We start from the raw sequence: 23,471 nt of genomic DNA on the forward strand, positions 1-23,471 counted from the left end.
GAGTTTGTTGTATTGATGCAAGCGTTTATTTGAGTTGTTCAAGCGTACGCATCAGTACATTAACCTTGGTCAGCGATTCTTGATACTCAGCTTCCCACTGCGAGTCCGCAACTATTCCGCCACCGCCCCAGCAGGTGATAGTGCCGTTTTTGGCAAGCAGGCTACGAATTGTAATGGAACTGTCCATCTCGCCGCGTATATCCAGATAAAATAACGAACCGCAATAGAGTCCACGACGAGTATCTTCTAGTTCATCAATTATTTGCATTGCACGAATCTTGGGGGCACCGGTAATTGAGCCCCCTGGGAAGCTGCAGGCAATTAAGTCGAGTGGGTCTTTACCTTCCGCCAGTTGGCCAGTCACGGCGCTAACCAGGTGATGAACATTGGGATAGCTTTCAATCACAAAAAGCTCAGGCACTTGCACCGATCCAATTTTGCAGCAGCGACCAAGGTCGTTACGTAACAGATCGACGATCATCAAGTTTTCGGCTCGATCTTTAGTGCTGGCTAATAATTCGGATGCTTGTGCTGCATCTTTGTCTGGGTCGGTTTCGCGTGGGCGCGTGCCTTTGATGGGGCGGGTTTCAACCCTGCCTTGGTTTACGCGCATAAACCGTTCAGGAGACAAGCTAATAATTGCCGCATCGTCAGGCAGGGCTAGAAAACCGGCAAACGGGGTCGGGCAAACTGCGCGTAGTGCTTGATACGCAATCCATGGGTCACCTTGATACTGAGCTTGGAAACGCTGAGCAAAATTTACTTGGTAGCAGTCGCCGGTCTGAATATAGGCTTGGATTTTTCTGATTGTTTGGTGGTATTGGTCCTGACTGATGTCAGCTTTGAAGCTGCCGGTGAGTTGGAAACTCTTCGAATTCCTAGTCACGGGTGATTCGAATAGATCAATCAGTCGGCGCCGCTCATCAGGGCTTACCTGCGGATGAAATACCAGTTGCGAGGTAAGCGATAGGTGGTCTGTTATAAGAGCCCAGGCATACAAACCGACACGTGCGTCAGGCAGCTTCAAGTCATCTACGGCAAGGTCTGTGATCGTTTCCAGGCGCCTGCCGAAATCATACCCGAAGTAACCCATTAATCCTCCGGCGAAGGGTAAACAGAGGTCTTCAGGTATGTCAGCAGTGCTTAGGGTGTTGCTTGCAACACGTAGTCTCTGCAGGAAGTCTTTGGCCGATTCTGTAGGAAATGGTGACATTTCAGCCAATGGCCAAGCGCTAAGAAGGTCATAGCGTCCATGCTGTGCCACGGGTCTTCCGGCATCAAGCAGGACTGCACCAGGGGCATTTCTCAGGAGACTGAAATATGAACCAGGGTCGGCTTTGTAGGGTAAAACATGGACCTGAAAAGTTGGCATATATGGCTTTCAAACAAGCATGAATATGCATTGTAAAGCGCCAGCGCCGTGGGGCCTATAGGTGTTGCTTGGTTTGCGTGCTAACACAGAGCTGATTAGTATTAACTCAGTTCAAGGGAAATGAACGCGTATTACAACGTATAAATCACAGGGATCAGGTCATGGATGACATGAATGAAGTGCTGGATCAGCCTGCGGATTGTAATCTGCCATCAGAAATTGTTCCGGCAGCTGTTTCAGAACGTTATATCGCAAGACCCACCATTCAATCAGCGCTTTCGGCGCAACCTCTTGCACGTTTGATTTTGCTCTCAGCCCCTGCGGGCTTCGGCAAGACGCGCGAGTTGGTGTCTCTAGCAACAATAAGTGCTGACCGTGACAGCTGTGTTACATGGCTAACATTGTCTGCAGAGTCAAATACGTCGATAGGCTTTTTTCAGCTACTGTCTGATGCCTTGAATGCAACTCATGCAGGGCTAGGGGATGTATGCCCTGCACTGAGCTCCAGTGAAGCCAGTATGGACGCTGTGCGGCTTATGGAATCTGTGCTCGGAAATATCCTAAAGCTACCGAGGCCTTTGTTGCTGGTGCTGGATGATTTCCAGTTCATTACCAACCCCGATTTGCTGAGTGCTATCAACCGGCTCATCAACTATGCGCCCGATGGCTTCTCGCTGGCCATTGGTACCCGAGTGAGCCCGAAACTCAGTATGGCAACCTGGCGCGCAAAGGGGTATCTGACCGAGATTGGTGAGCGTGAGTTGCGACTAAGTGAAGACGAGACACGACTTTACTTGCAGCGCAGTGGGCATAATCTCGATGCTATGGCCTTCAGAAAAATATACAGCTACACCGAAGGATGGATCACGGGTGTACTACAGGTTAGCGAGTGGTTAAAACTAAACTCGCAAAGAGTTGAGGCACTGTTTGACTTTCAGAGTGACCAGGCTTCGATTGGCACTTACTTGTCCAGCGCCGTGTTCGATATTTTGCCAGCGGAACAACAAGACGCACTGTTAAATTTGAGCGTGGTTCAACGATTCAATGGCAGCTTGGTATCTACATTAACCAGCTGTGATGACGGACAGCAATTGCTGGAAAACTTTGAGGACTTACAGCTCTTCTTGATTCCACTTGACCGTGACCGTCAATGGTTTCGATTTCACCGCTTCTTCGCCGAGTTTCTTCGTGCACGCTTGAGGCAAAAAGATGCTGAGCGTTTTAAACAAATCCATTTTAATGCCAGCTTGTGGTTCACCAATAACCACATGCAAACTTTTGCGATTGAACATGCTTATCACGCACAAGATTTGGAGTTATTGGCAGCGTTAATTGACGGTTGTGGTCTGAGTTTGATCAATCGTGGTCAGCTTAGCCTGGTGCATAAATGGCGCCAGTACGTACCTGATGAAATTGCAGTCAAATACCCGGTGTTGGTACTTGGGGATCTGTGGACACGCGTCGTGGATCTGGGGCTGGACGAAGCAAATCGTGCGCTTGATGACCTTCTTCTACGTTGGGGGGACGGTGACCCAAAAGCACAGCTAACTGACAGTATGTTAGCTGCACTGGCAATCAAGTCTTTGATTGCTTTGCAAAAGGATGATCTGCGCTGTTGCGTCAAGCTAGCGCGCCGGGTTGAGTTTCAGCTGGGTACGCGGACTGCGTTTCTTGAAGTTGCGATGTTAGTCATAGGTGCTTTCGCCAACGTGATGATGGGATGGCACGAGGCTGCACGAAAGCTACTGACATTAGCCAATCAAAGAAACCACTTTCTTGCCGGTAATTACCTGCAAATGCACCTGATTAATGTTGAGGTGATGCTGCTAATTGAGCAGGGCAAGATCAAGCAGGCAGAACTACTTTTTGAGCGCCTCCGAGAGCGCACCATCTCCTGGTTCAACGAAAAGTCTAAAGCCTTGGTTCTGCCAAAAATTACTCAGTGCCTGATTGCCTATCAACAGGGCAGGCTTGAGGGCACGGCTGAAACGTTGAAACGCATGCTGTCAGTTGTTGACGTTATCAGCCCGGTTGATATCTGTGCACAGGGCACACTCTGTTTGGCGCACCTCCAGCACATGCATGGCAATACCAAGGAAGCCCACTCGACATTGGTATATATGCAAAATCTAGCTGCGCGGAACAAGGCTTGGCGTTTCTACGCGCAAGCAGTAGGAGATGAGATTCTGCGTATTTTGCAAGATGCAGGTGATGACCGGGTAAAGCGCGCCGAGCAGCGTTTAAAGAGCATTAATTGGACTGAGCTAGCGACCAACTACACACACATGCGCTTGAATCCGGTGCTTTGGGTTCAGGGTTTATCACGGACTCGTTTGCAGCAAACACGTGGGCACTTCAGTGAAGCACTGCATGAAATAACGCAGCTACGTGGAATGCTTCTGGATGACTGGGAGGGGCTTGAACGCATTCGTTTGGATCTTTTGGCTGCTCTTAGTTACCAGCAACTGGGATATCAAGAGCGCTCGCAGAGCTTGTTAGTTCAGTGCTTGATCGCGGCCGAGCGAGAAGATATTCGAAGCTTATTTCTGGAGGAGGGCGAGGCAATTCGAAGCATGCTCCATCAACTCGAAACCGCTGAGCGTCAACCTGCGCTGCAGGTGTTTATTCGCGGTCTCTTAACCCTCTGGCCTGGGCAATCCGCTCAATGTCTACTGGAAACTGTTGAGGAAGAGCTGACGGAGCGTGAACAGGAGGTGATCAAGCTCGCGGCACAAGGCATGTCCAACGATGAGATCGGTCGGCAACTGACGCTCGCGCTGGGTACCGTCAAGTGGCACCTGCATAACATTTACGAGAAGCTCAAAGTACGCAATCGCACCCAAGCGATTAGACGTGCTCGCGAGCTGGGGATGTTGGGATCATGAATACTCAAAATGTATTAGCTTCTCCAGATTTCAGTGTTTTGCCAAGCAAGCTTAAGCCGGAAAGTTTCGACGTAGCCAAATTAATGCCGCGCACCGCTCTGATCGATAAAATGTATAGCGCACGCGAAAAGCATTTAATGGTATTGAGCGCTCCAGCTGGCTACGGAAAAAGCGCAGTTCTAACCGAGTATCGTCAGCGGTTGCTGGCTGAAGGGGCGAAGGTTGCGTGGCTGTCTTGTGATGCGTTAGATACTGATCTAAAGCGTTTATTAAGTTATTTGTGCAAAGCAATTACCCAACAGCTTCCTGCGTTTGCAGAACCTATTATGCCAACCGTGACCGGCAACAATGCACTGCCAGATCGTCAGCTGTTGGAGTTATTTGTCAGCAACCTACAGCAAGTGGGTGACGAGCTCTATGTGATAATGGACGACTTCCATCATCTTCATGGTTGCGGTTTCGTTGGGCTTATAGCCGCGGCGCTTAACGACGTTCCAAGCCATGTTCACTTCGTGGTTAGCACACGTTTTAAGGTCGGAATGTTTTGTGCTGACTCCGTTAGCAGCAGCAACTCTTGCTGGTTTAATGTTGATGATTTGCGCTTTAGTCAGGATGAAGTGCATCAATACTATCGTGATATCAAATCCATTCAGGCCAGTGACGCAGACATTGCCAAGGTGTATGCGCAAACAGAAGGCTGGGTGACGGCCCTGCATTTAGCGTCGCTTATGATCCCTACTCTGAGTCGGCGTTTCACGCCGACAGCGAATATGCCGGGCACTGAACGCAATCTTGCGGACTACTTCAGTGAAGATGTATTGGTTGATTTGCCGCTTGAGTTACAGCGCTTTCTAAACTTTACGTCGGTGCTGGATGAGTTCAATGCTGAATTATGTAACGCATTGACAGACAGGGACGATGCGCAAAAAACCATAAAATACTTATGTGATGAGCAATTGTTCATTGTTGAAGCAACGCGCAAGGATGGTTGGTATCGCTATCACCCCTTGTTCGCAGAATACCTTCAGCGTCGATTGGAAAAAACTGAAAGCCCTACTCATTTATTGCATGCTGCAGCGCATTGGTGTGAGTCAAGGGAGCTGCCAGAAAAGGCGATTAAATATGCCGTCTATTCGCGTGATTATGCTTTTGCTGCACAATTGCTTGAGACGCATGGCTGGAAAGTTATTGCCGAGGAAAAGGTTTATCAAGTTCTCAGCTGTTTGCAGGCTATTCCGATCGAAGTTATTCAGGAGTATTGCGTTTTCCAAATATTCTTCGCATGGCAGCTAGCATTCGAGCAAAAGTACGCTGAGTCAGAGTCATTGATTGAGGAAATCAGCTCGCACTTGAAGGATGGCAGTATCGAGGAAATGCGACCTTGCTTTGTTGAGTTGCTTGCGGCCACGCAAATCATCAAAGCCCTGGTCTTGCTTTATCAAGACAAGCTCGAATGCTGCCTAAAAGTGACGGCGCATTGGCTGAAGTTGGTACCTAACTCACAGCCTTTGTTTGCTGCCTGCTTGTCATGTTTACAAGCGGCTTGCTATACGCTTCAGGGAGCCTATGCAGAGGCTTCAAAAGCAATATTTGCTGCGCGCTCGAAGCTCAGCGAATGCCACAGTGATTATCTGAACGTTGTCACGAGTCTGATTGAGGTTTGCTTGTGCACGGAGCTTGGTGAGCTACGCAAAGGGGCAGAGATCGCTGAGCGTGCACGCGAATTGACAGGTTGTTTCCTTGGCGAGCAGAGCCGCGTGGGAGGACCTCTGTGGTTGGCCTCTGCCGATATTCTTTATGAGCAGGACGTGGACAAAGACGCTTTGAATGAGATTGCGCAAGCGACCGCCTGGCGTGATGTTGTCACACCGGTTGAGCTAATAAGCCGTGGTCAGTTAGTCGTTGTGCGTAAGCGCTTTTATGAGGGGTACTGTGATCAAGCGCTGCATGAGCTTGATGAGTGGCTTCTTAGCTTGCATGCTCCAGGCTATGAGCGCGTATATGCACAGGCGATGAGCTGCAAGGTCCAGTTCTTGTTGTGGTTGCGTAGGCCCAATGAAGCCGAGCGTATTTGTCTGCAGCTTAAACAACACCTCGCAATCCTGCCTACGCAGCGTCACGCAAACGCGAGTATCAGCTTGATTTTAGCTGAGGCGCGTCTGTCGCTCTCTGAGCGACGGGCGGACAAGGCTCTGGCGGCACTTGAAGCCTGTTTGGCGGGGGATAACAGCATGCCCATGAGTGATCGAAACTTAAGGGTGTGCCTGTTACTTTCAGTGGCTTATTGGCGAAAGGGTAACACCCAGCGCTCGTTCGACTTGCTTAAAGAAGTCGTTGAAAGTGGAGTAAGCCGCGGCTATCAGCGTTTGTTTATCGACGATGCTATCTGGTTAATGCCCGTAATGGATGCATGGATTTCTGCGGATAAGTCTGCGGCCGAAGCGTGGCAGCCATTAGCCGAAATGCTTCGTGATCAATGCCGAAAATTTTCGATTGATTACCAGAAACTTGATGATAATCAAGATGTTAGCCACAGGGAGCGAGAGATTCTTCGGTTCGTGGGTGCAGGCTTATCTAACCGCGATATTGCACAAGCAGTGCATCTATCAGAAGCGACTATCAAATGGCACTTACATAACCTGTTTTCAAAAATGGGCGTGCGTAGTCGCACCCAGGCAGTACTCAAAGGTAAGAGTTTAGGGTTGTTGAGTGAGGCATAGTTGCCTTGTAATCATGTGTTGATTTGATCCTCCATCCCTTGGTTAGGGAGGCAGCAGCGGATTGCAACAGTAGGTTTAAGGCAGGACTAGATGCAACAGCATCGAGAGTTCGAGGTGACATGACTACGGAAGCAATGTCATCTCGAATAGCGACGTAGGTTGTCGTTCCTGCTGCTAGCGACAGGAGTCAATAGCAGCTTCCTTCGGGATACCAAAACCGAGAACTGTGGAGACAACAACAATGAAGTACATCAATAAACTCGCATTAGCAGCAGCTGTCCTCGTCACTCCGCTGATGGCGCAGGCAGAACTTAAAGCCATGGATGATTCTGCGCTGGCAACAGTGACCGGTCAGGATGGTATTAGTATTTCGGGTCAGTTCAACGGCAGCATTGGTAGTGTTGTATATACCGACAATGACCCATCCGGCGGCTCACTGCGTCTTGAATCAATCGCTTTTGACGGCTTTAACATTTCTGATGACGCGCCAATTCTGGTTGATGTTGTAACCACTAGCATTGGCGGTGCAGATACTGAGCAACTGCAAATTGGTTTGCCTGCAGTAACTGGCCAGTTGTCAGTAGGTGCTATCAAGGTGGGCGGCACTACGGCCGCCAGTATTGGTTCGCTTGCTGTCAGTGACATCAATATGGCCGGTACAACCGTTAAAGTTTGGGGGCACTAAGTCACTAATCCTTCTTAGCTATGAATACCTGTCAGTTTCGACTGGCAGGGTCCTTAATCTAAGAGAGGGTGAGCCCTGATGATTGAAATCCTACTTGGAAGTCTAATAACCGTTTTCGGTATTACCGAAACTGTCGATATTAAACCGCAACCAAAGGGACGGGTTAATCTTACTCAGGCAGCATTGAGCAGCAACCCGTTCAGGCAATCTGTTGAGCTAGAGCCGCTTAGTCAGATGCAGTTTAAACGCATTATTCGTCAAGCCTATGATTACAGTTGTGGTTCGGCTGCATTAACGACGCTGCTTGATTATTTTTTAGGGCAAAACTTAGAAGAACGTCAAGTTATGGAGGGACTTCTAAGATTTGGCGAGGCTGACAAGATCGCAGAGCGGCGGGGTTTCTCCTTACTTGATATGAAACGCTTTGTGTCCGCACTTGGGTACAACAGCGGAGGGTTTCGCGCAACATTCGCTGACTTGGATAACTTGGAGCATCCTGTCTTAGTGCCGATTGAATATGCTGGGTTTAAACATTTCGTTGTCGTACGTGATGTTTATGATGGGCATGTTTTTGTAGCTGATCCTGCTATAGGAAATATAAGCTTTACACGTAAACGGTTCGAAGCTGTCTGGGATAAAAATGTTTTATTCGTGATTTATCCTGGTGATAGCGGTATACGAAATGCCCTCGCGCTAGAAGATCGAGATCTGCGCATTATTGATGACCGTACTGTTTCGCTATTAGCGTTCAAAGAGTACCCATCCATCACCAAGTTTACTGATAATCAAGCGACAGAGTTAGGTTCTGGCGGAGCAATACAATACATTCGCCGAAAATAATTACTCGTCAATGTAGTGCAATTTAAGCCACGTAATAATGGAGCAGTCTAAATGAGACCTGCATTCGCGGGAACTGCATGTGCGCTATGCCTGTTTACGAGTTTTAGTGTGTGTGCAGATGACAAGTCTCTTGATAGCGCTAGAGATGCATTAAAGGCGCAAGAGGGGGACGCTGACAGTGAAAAAGCGTTGTCTGAAGTTTTTCAGGCTGCTGAAAAAAGCTATACATTACTTAAAAAAGGTGAGCGGACTCTTACTTATGGAGTCGACTACAGCTTAGTCAGAGATACGGTTATTGAAACCGTTAGAACAGGTGATAATTCATTTAGTGTTATCGGGCAGTCTGAGGCTCAGCATACCTTTACGACTTCATTTACATTTGATTATGGCGTATGGGACAACTTGACGTTCAGTATCCGCCTACCCTTCGTAGCCAAATATGATACTGAGCGAGACTTGAGCGCTTACAGCTTAGGCGATGTTTCTGCAAGCCTACGCTGGCAACCATGGAATGCGCAGCGTGGCGCTGCAGTCACAACCTTGTACGCATCAGTAGGGCTACCGACTGGTGATAGCCCTTATGACGTAAAAGTGCAAGACGATCTATCAACAGGGAATGGTAACTACAGCATTAGCGCTGGAGCAAACTTATCCTATGTAATTGACCCCGTCGTACTGTTTGGCTCGCTTGGGTATACGTACAATTTCCCAATTAAAAATATTGACCAAGTACGCGGTGGACGACTACTGAAAAGAGTTAATACCGGGTCGTCCGTATCATTCAATATGGGGTTTGCTTACTCATTATCTTATGATGTTTCTTTAGCTGCTTCGTATCAGATGGCCTATAACCTTGCTCCTAAGTTTGAGTTTGAGGATGCAGCGTTAAAAGGGCGAGAGCAGACCAGCGCGGTAATGAATTTTTCACTGGGTCTAAGAACATCCCCTGAATACATAGTAAATGTTAATGCGGGTTTTGGTTTGACAGAAGACTCTCCTGATGTACTGCTGGGGCTTTCCATGCCTCTCGATATTTCGGGCCTTAAGCCGGAATAAAGGACGAGTTGCCTATCATGAATCCTATTGTTTACCGTGTTTCTTATTTGCTATCTGTTGTTGTGGGTTTGTGGGTGGATATTGCAACGGCCCAACTTTCACAAAATCTAACCATTGGTAATCCTAAGGCAATGGCGTTAGGAAACGCGATTACTGCGGATTCGTCAGGTATTGATGCTGTGCACTACAATCCGGCAGCCTTAACCAAATTGAAAGGACGCCAGATAGCGATAAAGTTGGTGACAGGTGTTTTGGATATTCGGTCGGAGTTTAAAGCACCAGAGAATTATGGTAATAGCTTTTTTGGTTTGTCTGATGACCCTGTCGCTAATACCTCTAGTAGAACCACCACATCTACAATGTATTTTCCTGGGTTGGGTGGGGCTACGAATGTGCCTGTTCTTTTTGCGCCTCTTGCCGGTATTTCCATTACCCCGCCAGGTTCAAAGTTTACTTTTGCAAATAATATTTACGCCCCTCAGGCGCTTGGTTATTCCCGTGATGACAACGACTCTGCCCGCTATCAAGGGAAGCAAGTTGCTATTCAGCGAATTACCTATTTTTCACCTTCAGTTGCTTATCAAGTTAATGATGAACTCTCGGTTGGCCTTTCTGTGGGATTTTCACACCAAGCATTGTATTTAAATGAAGACTTCCGTGCTCCAGGTGTACTAACTGGATTTACCGGCGCAGCTCAGGATGCATTGTGCACCGTTGATGGAAACCCATTTGAGGTGTTGTTAAATATCTGTGGTGGTGACTTAGGTCCGTTCACGGACATTGCAAATATCGATCTGGATTTGCAACAGTCACTTTCACCGACGTGGAATGTTGGTTTTCTTTGGGAGCCTGTTGACTGGTTTGCTTGGGGTGCTGTCTATCAAAGCGAAGCCAAGATGAAGCTTAAAGGAAAATACAATGTTTCATACAGTGATGACTGGCAAGGGTTCTGGCAGGGCCTGGACAGCTCACTGGTTGGTGCGGTTTTCAGTACCATCACTCCTGATGGTCTATTTGACAATGAACGCGGTAACGTTTCCCTCGACTTAACTTACCCGGCACACTTCTCCACAGGCATTAAGGTAAATCCGATACCTAAATGGCAAGTAAACTTCGATGTTAAGTGGACCGATTATGCCGCGTGGAATGAGTTTGAGATTAAGTTTGACCGCGAGCTGGATATCCTCACGATTGCCAGCTTGCTGTCACCCGATAATGCGACACCTACCAGTCTGATTCTGGATCGTGGTTATAAGTCTGTGTGGAGTTGGGCGTTAGGTCTGCAGTACCAATACAATGACCGACTGACCCTGCGGATGGGGTATGAGCCTAGGCCTTCAGCTATTCCAGGCAATAAGGCGGATGTTCTTGCGCCAATCGGTGATGCAACGCTATACGGCTTGGGTGCGGGATATCAATGGGACAAAGATACGGTTATTGACGTCGGCTTTAATTACTTGGTCAGCAAGCAGAACATTCCAGCAGGATCAAGTTGCAGTATCAACTGCTCGAGCATCGATGGCCTTGTCTATAACCCCTATGCGGACCTTGATGTTGAGTCAACCGTAAAAGCTTATGTGTTTGCCTTAACCTATCGAACCACTTTTTGAGTGATGCTTTGCTATGGATTTGCATAAACCGTTACTCCTATTTTGCACGCTATGCTGGGCGTCGGAGTCGCTTGCAGGCGCTCGCTACCTCACTTGGATTGATGATCAGGGTAGGGTGCACAATACGGTGACGAGCAAGGTATTCGTTCAGCAGCAAAGGCGTGCATCAAAACAGGTTCTGATAAGTGATCATGCGAGGTTTAACGAAGCAGGCAACTCATTAGCACGTCCGGTGCCGAACGAAAGTAAGCGGCGCTACTTCACATGGGTAGACGGAGACGGCACGCTACAAAACAGTTTCTACGCCGACCGTCCATTGCTGGCAGGCGGCTCGGAAGTCATTTTGTCGACAGGTGAACTGTCTTCAGAGTATATCGATGCTGATGTGCTTGAAGGCCGCGGTTATCAGCGTGATGGCGATGATGGGCAATATTACACGTGGGTCGACGAGCTGGGACGCATGCAAAACTCTCGGGTTGCTCCGCGTGTCAGTTCAGGTGCAGTCCCAAGTCTGGCGGCAATTGAATATACCGAAGGGCGTCAAATTGAGTTTTCCAAGAAGCCTATTTTGCTACCTAGCTTAAATGGACAGCGGACTGCAGCGATGACAGAACTGTTAACAGGAAGCAGGCAGTCTCAGCAAGGGCTTTATCGTGAGTTGACGGATCGTTGTTGCACACAAATGACTGATGATGACTTCACTGAGTTATCCAGTGATGAGCCGCGTTTTGAGGAGCTCAATCGTTTTTCGCCCAGTTTTGACTTTCCAATGGGGCGTAGTTATTACGCGGCGATAAAGTTGCCCACAGCTAAAACGAGTTATGGCTTGCGCGTGCGGAGCTTCGCCAATAAACAGGTGGTATATCCTTCGCTGCTGTTTCTTGATGCGCAGAAACGGCCCACTCGCTTGGTCAGTGACGCGGTGTACCAGTTGCATGCGGAGACATGGTCTCGCTTTGCTTTCATTGAGGGCGTCGTAAAAATTCAGGCGGTTACAAATGAACGCTATGTTCTGCTGCTGACCACCGAGGAGGACAAGGCTTTAAAGACGCTTGATAACAAGCCTTTCAAGCGTCCATTTCAGGAGGTTGTGGTTGACGAAGCTGGATTACAGGCCCGTGCCCATGCGGGTGTTGGCTCCTTTGAGATTGCGGTGATTCGTTAGCCGGAAATGCGGTATCAGAAAAAAGGCCGCTGTAAGCGGCCTTTTCTCGTTCTTGAGCTGCTTAGATTTCAGTGGAAAACTTATGGCCAAATAAGCTTTGGGCGAAACGCACACGCTCTAGTGGCGTTTCCTGAATATCATCTTTCGCAAGCTCCGCAATGCGCGCTTCAACTGCGTGGGCACGCAGTGTTAGTCCCGTGTCATTGGCGATTTGAATATTCAGGCCAGGGCGTGCATTCAGTTCTAGAATTAACGGGCCCTTTTCTTGGTCGAGTACCATGTCGACACCAATGTAGCCAAGCCCACATAACTCATAGCAGTTTGCTGCGAGGCCCATAAAGCCATCCCAGTCAGGCAGTTGAACACCATCTACCGCATTGGTCGTGTCAGGGTGCTTGGTGATTTTATTGTTGAGCCAGGTACCGTTCAAGGTCAGACCTGTCGCCAAGTCGACACCAACACCAATCGCGCCCTGGTGTAGGTTTGCCTTACCGCCAGACTGTCGCGTTGGCAGCCTGAGCATTGCCATTACCGGATAGCCCTTAAGCACAATAATGCGAATGTCCGGCACGCCTTCGTAGCTAATGCTTTTAAATATCTGATCCGGAATGACTCGATACTCAATTAGCGCACGATCGCGGTGGCCACCCAGTGAGTAGAGGCCCGTCAGAATGCTTGAGATCTGATGTTCAATATCTTCATGCGAAATGATCTTGCCTGAGACCGTGCGGTAACGATCTTCAAAACGATCGGCAACCACCAAAATACCGTCGCCGCCTGCGCCTTGCGCGGGCTTGACTACGAAGTCGGTACGATTGCCGATGATTTCACCGAGCTTATCAATTTCCTTTTCCGTAGAGATTACGCCATACATCTCAGGCACATTGATGCCTGCGTCGATGGCGCGCTCTTTGGTCAGAATCTTATCGTCCACAAGCGGATACAGGTGCCGTTTGTTGTACTTCAGCACGTAGTCCGCGTTGCGGCGATTGATACCCATGATGCCTTTGGCTTCAAGGGCCTTCCAGGTTTTCCATAGACCTAGCATGGCTCAATCCTTAAGGAAGGCTTTGAAGCGGAAAAGTTCAGTCAGGCGGTAGCCGCGATAACGACCCATAGCCAGCATGAAACCTACAAAAATAAGCAGTACGGCCGGGAAGGTAAACATGAAGTAAACCAACTCAGGGACGCTCATCAGCAGGTGCGCTAATGAGGCTGCAAAGAGGGTGCCGACGCCAACTTTAAAGGCATGCGATGCGCCACGTTCTTCCCATGTAATCGACAGGCGCTCAATGGTCATGGTCAAAATCACCATTGGGAACAGGGCAACCGACAAGCCGCGCTCAAGGCCAAGTTTATGGCTGAACAGGCTGATCACTGCAATCAAAACCACCACGAACGTCAACACCACCGAAAGTCTTGGCAGCATCTGTAATTTGAGGTGTTCTAGATACGAACGTAATGACAGACCCAGCGTGGTTATCACGGTAAATAGGACGATGCCGAAGCCAAGCTGGGTTTCACGGAAGGCTAACGCAATCAGTACCGGGGTGAAGGTGCCGAGGGTCTGCAGGCCGCCGAGGTTACGCAGGATCAGAATCAGCAATACGCCGATTGGGATCATGATCATGATCTGGAAGTTGTTTTGTGTCTGCAGCGGCAAGCCATACAGCGAGTAAGACAAGAAGTCGGCATCGGTGCTTTCATCTGTCAGCTTGGCCAGGCGAATCGCATTCATTTCACTGTTGTTCAGGGCGAACGATACTTGAGCCTGTTTACCACCTTCAATCTTGATCAGGTCCTCATCGCCAGTCCACCAGACCAGTCGATCGGCAGGTAAGCCTTGCTCGCCCGTTTCAGGGTTGAAGTAAAGCCATTTATCACCATTGAAGCTGCGCAACCACAGTTCTGGTGATTGCTGGGATTCAGCCAGCAGGCGCACGGTGTGGACGCGCTCCATGGGTACGTGAGCGATAGACAATAACAACTCAATGGCTTTCGCTTTGTTAGAAGTCGAAGCATCACCGCTGAGCAACAGCTTGGCATTGTCATCGTTAACGTTGTTAACACGCTTGATGGTTTCACTGATGAAGGTTTCAACATCAGCAGAGTGTTGGCGAATTGGTGCGAGAAGGGCGTCAGCAGCGATTTTTTCTGGGCCTTCGACTGGCAAGCTATCGCGGAAGATCGGGCCTTTGGCTTTGGCTTGCTCACCGCTATAGCGCTTGGTCAGAACCAGGCGGTAGTAAATGGTTTGTTTACCGCTGGCGCGACGGGCTGACCAAGTGACCTTACGGTTGCCGTCAACACGGTTAACACTTACCCCATAGTTATTTGAGATAAAGCTTTCATTGAGACTGACGTAGTCTTGGTTCAGTGGCGGGACAAACATTTGCAGTTTGACCGGTTCTTTTGAACTGGCTTGGAATTCGATCTTGGCATCAATATTCCAAAGGTCATCAGTTTCATCTGATGTCAGTGGAATACCAAGGATAAAGATTTGGTATGCCGTTATCAGAATACCCAAGCTCACCAAGATAGTGATCAGGATTTTCAGATGCAGGGTAAGAGAGCGCATGGGCATTACTCGCCAAGGGTTACGTCAGTGGTACATGCAGGTTTCCCTGATGCGTATTTAAGGCTGGGATCTATCAGTGCATTGAAGCGCTTTAGTGCTTCAGATCCAATTAGCAGCGGGTATTGGAATGCACTTCGGTCGGTCAAGTTCACTTCGATTGTGCGTTGTGCTTGTCCCATGCACACCTCAAGCTCGATTACAGGGCGCGCGGTGTAGGTTTTTTGCTCTTCAGGATCAAAGTCGCCCGAACGTCTTTTTATCTTACTGATACGTGCCAGTGGACGTTCAATCGGGTTGTCATGGGCATCATCTATCGCTAGATAGAAACGCACCCATGCCTCACCATCACGCTTGAAACGCTTAATGTCACGGGCGCTGAGTGATGCTGTTTTAGCGCCAGTATCCAGTTTAGCCGCTACTTCTGTATTGATCTCTGACAGTTTGACGTATTCATTCAGGCCGTAAACAGTTTTATCCGCAGCAATACTTACGCTGGGAGAGAGAAGCAGGCAAAAAATCAGTGCGAAGGGCTTCAGTCTCATAAGTCCTATTCGATGGCTCGGGCATATGGGTCACAAGGGCGACTAGGCTTTGCTGTCCATGCGCCTACGATTGAGAGTAGCAGGTAGCTCATCTTAGCTTCTGCGTGCAGGGCATTCTAACATGGCCATTTTGTGCAGTAACAGGCTCTTACAGCGCTTTCTTATACTGTAACTCATTCGTTGGCATAGATATTATGGTTGTAAATTGTCGACAATGTGATTGAGCTTCATTGACGCTATAGTGCTTTAGGGGTATTTTTCAACGAATAGCCATCTTGGTGTCAACAATGTGCTCAATGTGACAGAGGTTCCTATCGCCGCTGAAGATGAAAATGAAACGCGCTCTGAGCATGTGTTTCGGCGAATTCAAGCGGCAATCGTTAAAGGTGAAATTGCGCCTGGCAGCAAGATATCCGAGCCCGAACTTGCCCGTACCTATGGCATCAGTCGTGGGCCATTACGCGAAGCTATTCATCGGTTGGAGGGCCAGCGTCTATTGGTGCGCATACCTCATGTCGGTGCGCGTGTGGTGTCGCTAAATCACGAGGAACTGATCGAGCTTTACGAGATTCGTGAGTCACTCGAAGGCATGGCCTGCAAGTTGGCCGCGCAGCGAATGACACAGCTGGAAATCGATGAGTTGCGTCAGGTGCTCGAAACCCATGAGCGCGACGAAGCGTTCCAAGCGGGCCGCGGTTACTACCAGCAAGAAGGTGATTTTGATTTTCACTATCGAATTATTCAGGGCAGTGGCAATCGCACCCTGAGTCAGTTGCTTTGCGGTGAGTTATATCAACTGGTGCGAATGTACCGGATTCAGTTTTCCTCAACGCCAAACCGGCCGCACCAAGCCTTTGCCGAGCATCATCGGATCCTTGACGCAATCTCAGACCGCGATGGTGAGCTCGCAGAGCTACTGATGCGTCGGCACATCGCCGCTTCGAAACGCAATATTGAGCGCCATTATCTGGGCGAACAAGCAACGCCTAATCAATCACCATCATCTACTTCCCGAGGTGAGTCATGAGTTCGAAAACGCCAGGTCAGCGGTTCCGCGACGCAGTTGCTGAAGAGCATCCGTTGCAGGTTATTGGTGCGATCAATGCCAATCACGCATTACTCGCCAAGCGCGCAGGCTTCAAAGCCATCTATCTTTCCGGTGGCGGTGTTGCTGCAGGTTCGCTGGGGTTGCCTGACTTGGGCATAACAGGGCTGGATGATGTATTGACCGATGTTCGGCGCATTACCGATGTCTGCGATTTACCGCTATTGGTCGATGTGGATACCGGCTTTGGCGCCTCAGCGTTCAATGTCGCGCGTACGGTCAAGTCGATGATCAAATTTGGCGCGGCGGCGATTCATATTGAAGATCAAGTCGGTGCCAAGCGTTGCGGCCATCGTCCGAATAAAGAAATTGTTTCGCAGCAAGAAATGGTTGACCGCATCAAAGCTGCAGTTGATGCGCGTACTGACGATAGTTTTGTAATCATGGCACGTACAGATGCACTGGCGGTTGAGGGGCTTGAGTCTGCACTTGATCGCGCCGCTGCTTGTGTAGAGGCGGGTGCCGACATGGTATTCCCTGAGGCCATTACTGAGCTTGAGATGTACAAGCTGTTCGCCGATAAGGTTAAGGCACCGATTCTGGCCAATATCACCGAGTTTGGTTCGACGCCTTTGTTTACCACCGACGAATTGAAATCTGCGGATGTTTCTCTGGTTTTGTACCCGCTCTCAGCATTCCGAGCGATGAACAAGGCTGCAGAAAATGTTTACAACGCGGTGCGGCGTGACGGTACGCAGAAGAATGTGATCGACACGATGCAGACCCGTATGGAGCTTTACGACCGTATTAATTATCACGCATTTGAGCAGAGTCTCGATGCATTGTTTGCTGGCAAAAAAGCCTGAGATTAAGCGGTTCGCAGGTGGCTAAACAGCTACCGCGAACGAAGTTGCAGTATCCAAAACAAATTCAAGAGGAGAGAGCAATGGCTGAAGCTAAAGTATTGAGTGGCGCGGGCCTGCGGGGCCAGGTTGCCGGTCAGACAGCCTTGTCGACAGTTGGTCAAGAGGGTGCGGGCCTGACATATCGCGGCTATGACGTGCGTGATCTGGCGGCGCATGTAGGCTTTGAAGAAGTCGCCTATCTGCTGCTTTACGGAGAGCTGCCAAGTGCCGAGCAACTGACAGCTTACAAAAGCAAACTCAAAGCTCTGCGCGACCTGCCGCAAGCCCTGAAAGAAGTGTTGGAGCGCATTCCGGCCAATGCTCATCCGATGGATGTGATGCGTACGGGCGCGTCAGTTCTCGGCACGCTTGAGCAGGAGCTGAGTTTTGATCAGCAGCAAGACAAGGCTGATCGTTTGCTGGCAATTTTCCCCGCGATCATGTGCTACTGGTATCGCTTCAGTCATGACGGTGTGCGTATTGATTGCATGACTGATCAAGACTGCCTTGGCGGCCACTTCTTGCGTTTGCTGCATGGTAAAAAACCTAGCGAGCTGCATGTGCAGGTGATGAATGTTTCATTAATTCTGTATGCCGAGCACGAATTCAATGCCTCGACCTTCACCGCTCGGGTGTGTGCTTCGACGTTGAGTGATTTGTTCTCCTGTGTCACTGCTGCAATTGGCACCTTGCGCGGCCCTTTGCACGGTGGCGCTAACGAGGCGGCGATGGAAATGATCGAGAAGTTCGCCTCTGCTGACGACGCGACGGCGGGTACGCTCGCGATGCTTGAGCGTAAAGACAAGATCATGGGCTTTGGTCACGCCATCTACAAAGACTGCGATCCGCGCAATGAAGTGATCAAGCAGTGGTCGAAAAAGCTAGCGGATGAAGTTGGGGATACTGTGCTGTACCCAGTCTCCGAAGCGATTGATAAGACCATGTGGGAGCAAAAGAAACTGTTCCCGAATGCGGATTTTTATCATGCATCTGCTTATCACTTCATGGGCATTCCAACCAAGCTGTTTACCCCGATTTTCGTATGTTCGCGAGTAACCGGCTGGGCTGCGCATGTCTTCGAGCAACGCGCCAATAATCGCATTATTCGCCCGAGTGCTGAGTACACCGGCGTTGAACAGCGCCAAGTACCGCCACTCGAACAGCGCTAAGTAGCGCGCGCAATGCCGCAAAGTTTCAACCGTGTGGGGCGTTGCGAAAACAGATCTGATGAGTTCTGACTGATGAATACTGACTATCGCAAGCCCTTGCCCGGCACTCAACTGGACTATTTCGACACCCGTGCCGCGGTTGAGGATATTAAGCCCGGTGCCTACGACAAACTGCCATACACCTCCCGTGTATTGGCAGAGAACCTGGTGCGCCGCTGTGAGCCGTCAATGCTAACTGCAGCGCTGACGCAGATTATTGAGCGCAAGCGCGACTTGGACTTTCCGTGGTTTCCGGCACGTGTTGTCTGTCACGACATTCTGGGGCAGACCGCTTTGGTCGACCTTGCAGGCTTGCGCGACGCCATCGCTGAAAAGGGTGGTGACCCATCCAAAGTTAACCCGGTGGTGCCGACGCAGCTGATTGTTGATCACTCGTTGGCGGTCGAGCACGGCGGTTTTGAGGCTGATGCTTTTGAAAAGAACCGTGCGATAGAAGACCGTCGCAACGAAGATCGCTTTCACTTCATCAACTGGACCAAGAAAGCCTTTAAAAACGTTGATGTGATTCCGCCCGGCAACGGCATCATGCATCAGATCAACTTGGAGCGGATGTCGCCGGTGGTTCACTCTCGTGACGGTGTTGCATTCCCGGATACCCTGGTTGGGACTGATAGCCACACGCCGCACGTTGATGCGCTGGGTGTAATCGCCATTGGTGTGGGCGGTCTCGAGGCCGAAAGCGTGATGCTTGGTCGTGCTTCCTATATGCGTTTGCCAGACATTATCGGCGTTGAACTGACTGGCAAGCGCCAGCCTGGGATCACGGCGACAGATATCGTATTGGCGATTACCGAGTTCCTGCGCAAAGAGAAGGTCGTTTCTGCCTATCTGGAGTTTTTCGGTGCTGGAGCCAATGCCCTTACCCTTGGCGACCGCGCAACTATTTCCAATATGACGCCTGAGTTCGGGGCGACCGCGGCCATGTTCTATATCGATGGGCAAACCATTGATTACCTGACGTTGACCGGGCGCGATAGCGAGCAGGTCAAACTGGTAGAGAATTACGCGAAAACCACAGGCTTGTGGGCTGACACCCTGACTAATGCTGAATACGAGCGCGTGCTGACATTCGATTTGTCGACTGTGGTGCGCAATATCGCCGGGCCATCTAACCCGCACCGCCGGGTGCCCACTTCCGAATTGGCTGCTCAGGGTATTAGTGGAATTGTCGAGAACGAGGAAGGGTTGATGCCGGATGGCGCGGTGATTATCGCTGCGATCACCAGCTGCACCAACACCAGTAACCCGCGTAACGTGATTGCCGCCGGTTTGATCGCACGAAATGCGAACGAGCGTGGTCTTACGCGCAAGCCTTGGGTGAAAACCTCACTGGCACCGGGTTCAAAAGCTGTTCAGCTGTACCTCGAAGAAGGCAAGTTGTTGCCCGAGCTTGAAAAGCTGGGTTTTGGCATTGTCGGTTTTGCCTGCACCACCTGCAATGGTATGAGTGGTGCGCTGGACCCAGCTATTCAAAAAGAAGTAATTGATCGCGACCTGTACGCTACAGCGGTGTTGTCTGGTAACCGTAACTTCGATGGGCGGATTCATCCGTACGCCAAACAAGCCTTCCTGGCTTCACCGCCGCTCGTGGTTGCTTATGCGATTGCCGGTACTATTCGTTTTGATATCGAAAAAGATGTGCTGGGCATCGACAAAGACGGCCAGCCAGTAACCTTGAAAGATATTTGGCCGTCGGATGAAGAAATTGACGCCGTGGTCAAGGCCAGCGTTAAGCCTGAGCAGTTTAATCAGGTCTATATTCCGATGTTTGCCATCGAAGAAGACACCGGGCCTAAGGTCAGCCCACTGTATGAGTGGCGACCACAGAGCACCTATATTCGTCGCCCTCCGTATTGGGAAGGCGCACTGGCGGGTGAGCGTTCGCTTACCGCAATGCGCCCTTTGGCAGTGTTGCCAGACAACATCACCACGGATCACCTGTCGCCATCCAACGCTATTATGCTCAACAGCGCTGCTGGCGAGTACTTGGCGAAAATGGGTTTGCCTGAGGAGGACTTCAACTCCTACGCAACCCACCGTGGAGACCACCTGACTGCTCAACGTGCAACCTTTGCCAACCCCAAGTTGATCAATGAAATGGTCACGGAAAACGGCGTGGTTAAACAAGGATCACTGGCGCGAATAGAGCCTGAAGGCACTGTCACGCGTATGTGGGAAGCGATTGAGACCTATATGCAGCGCAAGCAACCGCTGATCATCATTGCTGGCGCTGACTACGGCCAAGGCTCTTCACGTGACTGGGCAGCAAAAGGCGTACGCCTGGCAGGTGTTGAAGCCATTGCAGCTGAAGGGTTCGAGCGTATTCACCGGACCAATCTCGTTGGTATGGGTGTACTGCCGCTGGAGTTCCAGCCTGGCGTAACGCGTCACACGCTGGGAATTGATGGCACTGAAACCTATGACGTGACTGGCCAGCGCACGCCGCGCGCAACCTTGACCTTGGTGATCAACCGTAAAAATGGTGAGCGCTTGGAGGTGCCGGTGATTTGCCGTCTGGATACCGCAGAAGAGGTCTCTATCTACGAGGCTGGCGGCGTATTGCAGCGTTTTGCTCAAGATTTTCTTGAGTCGAGCGGTGCGGTGTAACCCACTTTAATTTGCCCCGGCAGCGCTGACAGGCAGCTTCGAGCAGCGCCGCCGAGGTTAATCAGGACGTATTCACATGGCTCACGCTCCCCAGGTAAAAGTAGCCGCGACCTATTATCGTGGTGGTACCAGCAAAGGCGTGTTTTTTGCGCTTGATGATTTACCCAATGACGCACAGGTACCGGGCGCCGCACGCGATGCATTACTGCTCAGGGTAATTGGCAGTCCAGACCCTTACGGCAAGCAGATTGACGGCATGGGCGGAGCGACTTCAAGTACCAGCAAGACCGTCATCGTGTCCAAGAGCAAACAACCTGAACATGATGTTGATTATTTGTTCGGCCAGGTTTCAATTGATAAGCCGTTCGTTGACTGGAGTGGTAACTGCGGCAATTTGTCGTCGGCTGTCGGTCCGTTTGCGATTCGCAGCGGCATGCTTGATCCAGAGCGGGTACCTGAAAATGGTGTCGCTATTGTGCGCATCTGGCAGGCCAATATCGGTAAAAGCATTATTGCTCATGTACCCATTACCAATGGCGAAGTGCAGGAAACCGGTGAGTTCGAACTTGATGGCGTGACCTTTCCTGCCGCGGAAGTAAAGCTCGAGTTTGTTGACCCTGCGGCGGAGGAAGAGGGCGTTAGTGGCTCAATGTTTCCGACGGGTAACCTGGTCGATGATCTTGAGGTGCCGGGCGTTGGTGTATTGCAGGCAACCATGATCAATGCCGGTATTCCGACGATTTTCATTAATGCCCAAGACATTGGTTTTACTGGCAGTGAACTGCAGGACGCGATCAATGGCGACGCTAAAATACTGGCTATGTTTGAACGCATACGAACGCATGGCGCAGTGCGTATGGGGCTGATCAAGCACACTGATGAAGCAGCCAAACGCCAGCACACGCCCAAGGTAGCCTTTGTGTCTGCGCCGGTCGATTACATAAGCTCCAGCGGCAAAGCGGTCGCTGCGCAAGATGTCGACTTGCTGGTCAGGGCGATGTCCATGGGTAAGTTGCATCACGCCATGATGGGTACCGCTGCTGTGGCAATCGGTACTGCGGCGGCAATTCCCGGCACCTTGGTCAACCTTGCGGCCGGCGGCGGTGAGCGGGTTAGCGTACGTTTCGGACATCCATCAGGGACTTTGGTCGTCGGTGCCGAAGCGAAACAGGTTGACGGACAATGGTCGGTCGCCAAGGCGATCATGAGTCGCAGTGCGCGGGTATTGATGGAGGGTTGGGTGCGAGTGCCGGGCTAGGTAAGGCAGCGCGGGAGATAATGTCAGAGTGCCGGGCATGAGTGTTGGCCCAGCACTCATGCCCGCGTGTTGGCGCTTTACTTCAGGCGCCGCTCGACACCTTTTTCGACGAGGATCTTTGCTGAAATCTCTTCGACAGAGAAGTGCGTCGAGTTGATGTAGTTGATGTTTTCACGGCGGAACAGGTTTTCGACCTCACGGACCTCAAACTCACACTGCGCGAAGCTTGCATAACGGCTATTGGGTTTGCGCTCGTTACGAATGGCGGTGAGGCGATCAGGGTCGATGGTCAGGCCAAACAGCTTTTCTTTGTATTTTTTCAGCGCATTGGGCAGTTGCAGACTCTCCATATCGTCTTCGGTCAACGGATAGTTGGCTGCTCTGATGCCGTATTGCATGGCCATATATAGGCAAGTTGGTGTTTTACCGCAGCGCGAGACACCCACCAGAATCAAATCGGCCTTGTCATAATAATGTGTGCGCGCACCGTCATCATTGTCGAGGGCAAAGTTTACCGCCTCAATGCGTTCCATGTAGTTGGAGTTGTGGCCGATGGAGTGCGATTTGCCGACAGAATAGGACGAGTGCGAACTGAGTTCTTGCTCCAGTGGTGCCAGGAACGACGAGAAGATGTCGATCATAAAACCTTCGGACTCAGCAAGAATGTCGCGGATATCACCGTTGACAATGGTGTCGAAGATAATCGGACGTACGCCGTCTTTTATCGCGGCCTGGTTGATTTGTAGTACCATTGCGCGCGCTTTTTCTGCGCTATCAATGTACGGTCGCGTTAGTTTGGTGAAGGTGATAGTTTCAAACTGCGCCAACAAGCTTTGACCCAGGGTTTCGGCAGTAATGCCGGTGCCGTCAGAGATAAAAAATGCTGTCCGTTTCATTTGCGCTGTGGGCCTTAAGCTGAGAACGTTTTTTGGCTATCATAGGCCCCGACTTGCAGGCCTTTAGTCGTTTGCATT

17 protein-coding genes are annotated in these 23,471 nt (G+C 50.3%); 12 read left to right on the forward strand and 5 right to left on the reverse strand.

Translation table 11 applies throughout. From position 1 onward, the window contains the following. Positions 1 to 25: 25 nt before the first annotated feature. Positions 26 to 1,372 carry an aminodeoxychorismate synthase component I gene (pabB, locus tag B9K09_RS10290; protein ID WP_087516718.1) on the reverse strand — a complete coding sequence of 449 codons (1,347 nt, stop codon included), beginning with the start codon at positions 1,370 to 1,372 and terminating at the stop codon, positions 26 to 28. 170 nt (positions 1,373 to 1,542) lie between these two features. On the opposite strand from pabB, the gene B9K09_RS10295 reads away from it, so the two are divergent. The 7 genes from B9K09_RS10295 (at position 1,543) to B9K09_RS10325 (ending at position 12,333) form a co-directional block, all read left to right on the forward strand. Further along, on the forward strand, positions 1,543 to 4,257 hold the full coding sequence (locus tag B9K09_RS10295; RefSeq protein ID WP_371917455.1) for a LuxR C-terminal-related transcriptional regulator: 2,715 nt from the start codon (positions 1,543 to 1,545) through the stop codon (positions 4,255 to 4,257). Further along, positions 4,254 to 6,977, forward strand: a complete 2,724-nt coding sequence (locus B9K09_RS10300) for a LuxR C-terminal-related transcriptional regulator (RefSeq protein ID WP_087516719.1) — start codon at positions 4,254 to 4,256, stop codon at positions 6,975 to 6,977. The genes B9K09_RS10295 and B9K09_RS10300 overlap by 4 nt, the downstream gene beginning before the upstream one ends. A gap of 241 nt (positions 6,978 to 7,218) precedes the next feature. Next, positions 7,219 to 7,662, forward strand: a complete 444-nt coding sequence (locus B9K09_RS10305) for a DUF6160 family protein (protein ID WP_087516720.1) — start codon at positions 7,219 to 7,221, stop codon at positions 7,660 to 7,662. A gap of 78 nt (positions 7,663 to 7,740) precedes the next feature. Beyond that, positions 7,741 to 8,502: a C39 family peptidase gene (locus B9K09_RS10310; RefSeq protein ID WP_087516721.1), complete on the forward strand. Its 762-nt coding sequence runs from the start codon at positions 7,741 to 7,743 to the stop codon at positions 8,500 to 8,502. Positions 8,503 to 8,553: 51 nt separating this feature from the next. Continuing rightward, positions 8,554 to 9,558 (forward strand): flagellar protein FilC, encoded by a 1,005-nt coding sequence (locus B9K09_RS10315; protein ID WP_087516722.1) that lies wholly within the window; start codon positions 8,554 to 8,556, stop codon positions 9,556 to 9,558. Between the two features lie 17 nt (positions 9,559 to 9,575). Continuing rightward, positions 9,576 to 11,168 (forward strand): outer membrane protein transport protein, encoded by a 1,593-nt coding sequence (locus B9K09_RS10320; RefSeq protein ID WP_087516723.1) that lies wholly within the window; start codon positions 9,576 to 9,578, stop codon positions 11,166 to 11,168. A gap of 13 nt (positions 11,169 to 11,181) precedes the next feature. Then, on the forward strand, positions 11,182 to 12,333 hold the full coding sequence (locus B9K09_RS10325; protein ID WP_087516724.1) for a MalM family protein: 1,152 nt from the start codon (positions 11,182 to 11,184) through the stop codon (positions 12,331 to 12,333). Positions 12,334 to 12,394: 61 nt separating this feature from the next. On the opposite strand, the gene B9K09_RS10330 is transcribed toward B9K09_RS10325, so the two are convergent. Genes B9K09_RS10330 through B9K09_RS10340 form a run of 3 tightly spaced genes read right to left on the reverse strand, consistent with a single transcriptional unit; the run spans position 12,395 to position 15,453 of the window. Beyond that, positions 12,395 to 13,381, reverse strand: coding sequence for an alpha-L-glutamate ligase-like protein (locus B9K09_RS10330; RefSeq protein ID WP_087516725.1), 987 nt, complete (start codon positions 13,379 to 13,381; stop codon positions 12,395 to 12,397). A 3-nt stretch (positions 13,382 to 13,384) separates the two neighbouring features. Next, on the reverse strand, positions 13,385 to 14,911 hold the full coding sequence (locus B9K09_RS10335) for an inactive transglutaminase family protein (protein ID WP_087519062.1): 1,527 nt from the start codon (positions 14,909 to 14,911) through the stop codon (positions 13,385 to 13,387). A 5-nt stretch (positions 14,912 to 14,916) separates the two neighbouring features. Continuing rightward, positions 14,917 to 15,453, reverse strand: a complete 537-nt coding sequence (locus tag B9K09_RS10340; RefSeq protein WP_087516726.1) for an ATP-dependent zinc protease — start codon at positions 15,451 to 15,453, stop codon at positions 14,917 to 14,919. Positions 15,454 to 15,742: 289 nt separating this feature from the next. Here B9K09_RS10340 and B9K09_RS10345 point away from each other — a divergent pair, with 289 nt between their 5' ends. From B9K09_RS10345 to prpF, 5 genes are all read left to right on the forward strand, one after another. After that, a complete protein-coding gene (locus B9K09_RS10345; RefSeq protein WP_087516727.1) occupies positions 15,743 to 16,480 on the forward strand; it encodes a GntR family transcriptional regulator in 738 nt (245 codons plus the stop codon). Next, positions 16,477 to 17,364, forward strand: a complete 888-nt coding sequence (gene prpB / locus B9K09_RS10350; protein WP_087516728.1) for a methylisocitrate lyase — start codon at positions 16,477 to 16,479, stop codon at positions 17,362 to 17,364. Before B9K09_RS10345 ends, prpB begins: the two co-directional genes overlap by 4 nt. 80 nt (positions 17,365 to 17,444) lie before the next feature. Then, the gene (gene prpC, locus B9K09_RS10355) at positions 17,445 to 18,572 is read left to right on the forward strand and encodes a 2-methylcitrate synthase (protein WP_087516729.1); all 1,128 of its coding nucleotides are present in this window, start codon (positions 17,445 to 17,447) and stop codon (positions 18,570 to 18,572) included. Between the two features lie 72 nt (positions 18,573 to 18,644). Beyond that, positions 18,645 to 21,239: a Fe/S-dependent 2-methylisocitrate dehydratase AcnD gene (gene acnD, locus B9K09_RS10360; protein WP_087516730.1), complete on the forward strand. Its 2,595-nt coding sequence runs from the start codon at positions 18,645 to 18,647 to the stop codon at positions 21,237 to 21,239. A 76-nt stretch (positions 21,240 to 21,315) separates the two neighbouring features. Beyond that, the gene (prpF, locus tag B9K09_RS10365) at positions 21,316 to 22,497 is read left to right on the forward strand and encodes a 2-methylaconitate cis-trans isomerase PrpF (RefSeq protein ID WP_087516731.1); all 1,182 of its coding nucleotides are present in this window, start codon (positions 21,316 to 21,318) and stop codon (positions 22,495 to 22,497) included. A gap of 77 nt (positions 22,498 to 22,574) precedes the next feature. Here prpF and B9K09_RS10370 read toward each other — a convergent pair whose 3' ends face one another. Next, positions 22,575 to 23,393 (reverse strand): pyruvate, water dikinase regulatory protein, encoded by an 819-nt coding sequence (locus tag B9K09_RS10370; RefSeq protein ID WP_087516732.1) that lies wholly within the window; start codon positions 23,391 to 23,393, stop codon positions 22,575 to 22,577. Positions 23,394 to 23,471: the final 78 nt, after the last annotated feature.

The organism is Pseudomonas sp. M30-35, assembly GCF_002163625.1.
In the GTDB taxonomy this organism is placed as follows: Bacteria; Pseudomonadota; Gammaproteobacteria; order Pseudomonadales; family Pseudomonadaceae; genus Aquipseudomonas.